2 protein-coding genes are annotated in these 3,390 nt (G+C 55.6%); both read left to right on the plus strand.

The features are described 5' to 3' along the window. The first annotated feature begins 169 nt into the window (after positions 1 to 169). Positions 170 to 2,323, plus strand: coding sequence for a tyrosine-type recombinase/integrase (locus AWB78_RS48060; RefSeq protein ID WP_198399492.1), 2,154 nt, complete (start codon positions 170 to 172; stop codon positions 2,321 to 2,323). Further along, on the plus strand, positions 2,320 to 3,309 hold the full coding sequence (locus AWB78_RS41905; protein ID WP_062613118.1) for a tyrosine-type recombinase/integrase: 990 nt from the start codon (positions 2,320 to 2,322) through the stop codon (positions 3,307 to 3,309). Before AWB78_RS48060 ends, AWB78_RS41905 begins: the two co-directional genes overlap by 4 nt. Positions 3,310 to 3,390 lie beyond the last annotated feature (81 nt).

The raw sequence follows: 3,390 nt of genomic DNA on the forward strand, positions 1-3,390 counted from the left end.
CTTATGGGGAGTCCTCGCTAACGGGGATCTCGCGACCATGTTCGATTCTAGAACGGCCGAACACCACTAGTCAGCTGTCCCCAAGGCGCATATTTACTCCCCATTAAAATACGCTCTTCCGGTGCTATCGTTGTTTCGCTTTCGCGAGCAATCATCACAGGAGGACGTGATGCTAGACACATACCTGGTAGCACCAAAGACATTGAGGCGCCTGCGGACAGGACCGGCCGGTGCTTTCATTGACGGCTTTGCTGATGCACTGGAACGGGAGGGATATTCGGCAGCCAGTGCCGTACGATACATTCGGGCCGCTGATCATCTGGGCCGCTTCATGCTGACGGTTGGCAGGCCCCTTGCCGAGGTAAGTCCGCGGATGCTGGAAACCTTCCATCGACATCTTCCAACGTGCAACTGTCCAGATGCAAAGGGCGGTAAAGTAAGCCACCATGTTTACTTCGGAGCGAAGCGCTTTCATGAATACCTGGTTGGGATCGGTGTCTGTGAAACGTCTAAGATTGGCACTGCAGAGATTTGCGAATCCAACATCGTCAGCGATTTCCGTCAGTGGATGCAAAAACATCGGGGTGCGAAGCTGGCGACGCTTCGACTGTACTCTCGCGATGCCTCGACAATGCTCGAGTTGCTTGGTCACGATGTCAGCGGATGGGATCCAAAGCGCGTGCGCGCGTTTCTCCTGGACAGTGTTTGCAAGTGCGGTGCGGGTACGGCCGAAAAGCGGGTCACCAGCGCGCGAGCCTTCCTGCGATATCTGGGTGTTCGCGGCCTGTGTCGGGCCGGTCTCGATCAGGCGGTTCCCGCCCTGGCGCATTGGCGCCTGTCGACATTCCCGAAATGTCTTGGGTCTGACGATGTTGACCGTTTAATTGCCGCTTGCGATGGCCATTCACTTCGAAAACTTCGCGACCGCGCGATTATTCTGTTGCTCGTACGACTCGGGCTGCGTGCGGGAGATCTCGCGAACCTTCGAATGAAAGACATTGAGTGGAAAACCGGCACGCTGCGGGTCTCGGGTAAAGGACGTTATGAAGTTCGACTACCGCTACCCCAAGACGCGGGTGAGGCACTCCTGCGCTATCTCGAATCCCGGCCCCGCGTGAGAGGAGATGACCACGTCTTCATACGAAACATTGCTCCATTCAGACCGTTTGAGTCAGGAGATGGTGTTTCGTCGGTAGTGGAACGCGCTCTCAAAAGAGCCGGGGTGAATTCACCGGCCAAGGGTGCACATCTGTTGAGGCACACAGCGGCGACCGAGATGCTGCGTCACGGACTTCCCCTTGATCGGATCGGTACGATCCTCAGGCATCGCGGTATTGATACAACCGCTTATTACGCCAAGGTTGACGTTGCACTGCTCAGCCAGATTGCCCCAGCCGTGGCCGGAGGTGATGAAATGATGTCCGACGTGGAGTCCTATCTCGCGATGCGTCGTGCCGCGGGATTCAAGCTGTGTAATGTCGAATACCTGCTGCGCAGCTTCGCGCGCTTTGCCGTCAATCGTGGTGAAACGCACGTCCGCGCACAGACTGCTATCGACTGGGCAAGTGAGACTGCGTCCTTAGCACAGCGTGACGCGCGGCTGAAAACCGTATGCCGGCTAGCACGGTATCTGTCCATTGAGGACCAGAACCATGAGTTGCCGCCGACACAGTATTTTGGCTGCCGAAAGGCCCGGCGCGCTCCGTACATTTATACTCCAGCGGAGATTGAACGACTGATCGACGCTGCCCGGAAACTCGAGCCTACCAGCGCTCTGCGTCCGCACACATATGCTACGTTGATCGCTCTGCTGTCCGCCACCGGTCTGCGCGTATCGGAAGCCCTGAATCTACTGTATGCCGACGTTACGCCCGAAGGCCTCTTCATTCGGAAAGGTAAATGCCAGAAAAGCCGTCTGGTTCCTCTTCCCAAAACGGCGACGGAGGGGCTGCGCAAGTATCTGACGTTGCGGCGACTGGCAAATCCGGACGATGACCACGTGTTTGTTGACGACAACGGAACCCCCCTCAGGTATACGATTGCTTACTGGACATTCCAGAAGCTGCTGAAGTCGGCATGCATTGGCTCTTTCTACAACGGTCAGAGTCCACGGTTGCATGGGTTCAGGCACACGTTTGCCGTTCGTGCACTCGAAGCGAGCCCCGAAGGTCGGAACCGCGTCGGGCAGCACATGCTGGCCCTTGCTACGTACTTGGGGCACACCAACATCAAAGACACCTATTGGTACCTCGAGGCCACTCCGGAACTCATGCGCGAGATTGCAATCGTCGTCGAGGACTTCCTCATCGGAGAGCAGAAATGACCCCGTTAGCTTCCCACGTGTCGGCATTCCTTCGCGAAACCCTCGCACATCAGAAAGGGGCCAGTCAACACACTTGCGACTCTTATGCCTGCAGCTTCCAGCTGCTCTTCGAGTTTGCTGCTGAGCGGCTTAATGTGTCACCCTCGCTCCTCGAGCTGGAGCAGCTCGATGCGGAAATGATCGGTGCGTTTCTAGAGTATCTGGAAGATGACCGGGAAAACTCACCGGGGACTCGCAATGTGCGATTGGCAGCAATCAGGTCGTTCTTCCACTTCCTCGAATATCACGAACCCATCATGCTTGAACAAATACGGCGCGTTCTTGGCATTCCGTACAAGAAGACTGATTCGCGCCTCGTGCCGTATCTGTTAGAAAAAGAGATTCGTGCCCTGCTCGATGCACCCGACCCGACAACACGTGAAGGTATAAGGGATCGTGCAATGCTGCATCTGGCTATCTGCGATGGCCTGCGGGTTTCAGAACTGACGGGATTGCAAATGGACGATATCGCATTGCCATCTTTGAGCATTCGCATCCATGGTAAAGGGCGACGTGAGCGTACGCTCCCTCTCTGGAAGGTGACCGCTAAAGCAATGCGTGCGTGGATGTCGGTCCGGGGAGTGGTTCGGGTCCCGGAGTTGTTCGTCAATGTGCGTGGTGAATCAATGAGCCGCTGGGGTGTTTCATACATCCTCAAACAACATATCAATGCGGCGAGCCAAAAATGTCCTTCGTTGTTGGAGAAACGTGTTTCGACCCACGTTCTACGACATACCTGCGCGATGTTAGTACTACAGAATACAAACGATATCCGTAAAGTTTCTTTGTGGCTCGGGCATAGCAATTTGGCTACTACTGAAATCTATACTCGCGCCGACCCTACCGAGAAGCTTGAGGTGCTCAACGCAATCGTTCCTCCGGAACTGCGTCGGGGATCGTTCAAGCCGTCTGACAAGGTCATTGCCATGCTAAGTGACAAGCTTTAATGGAGAGTTCCTGGAGCGCGGGCTGCACGGTTCGCGCTCGCTCGACACATCGACTCCCCGTTTGAATAAACTCCCCATAAG

Source organism: Caballeronia calidae, assembly GCF_900044055.2.
GTDB lineage: Bacteria > Pseudomonadota > Gammaproteobacteria > Burkholderiales > Burkholderiaceae > Caballeronia > Caballeronia calidae.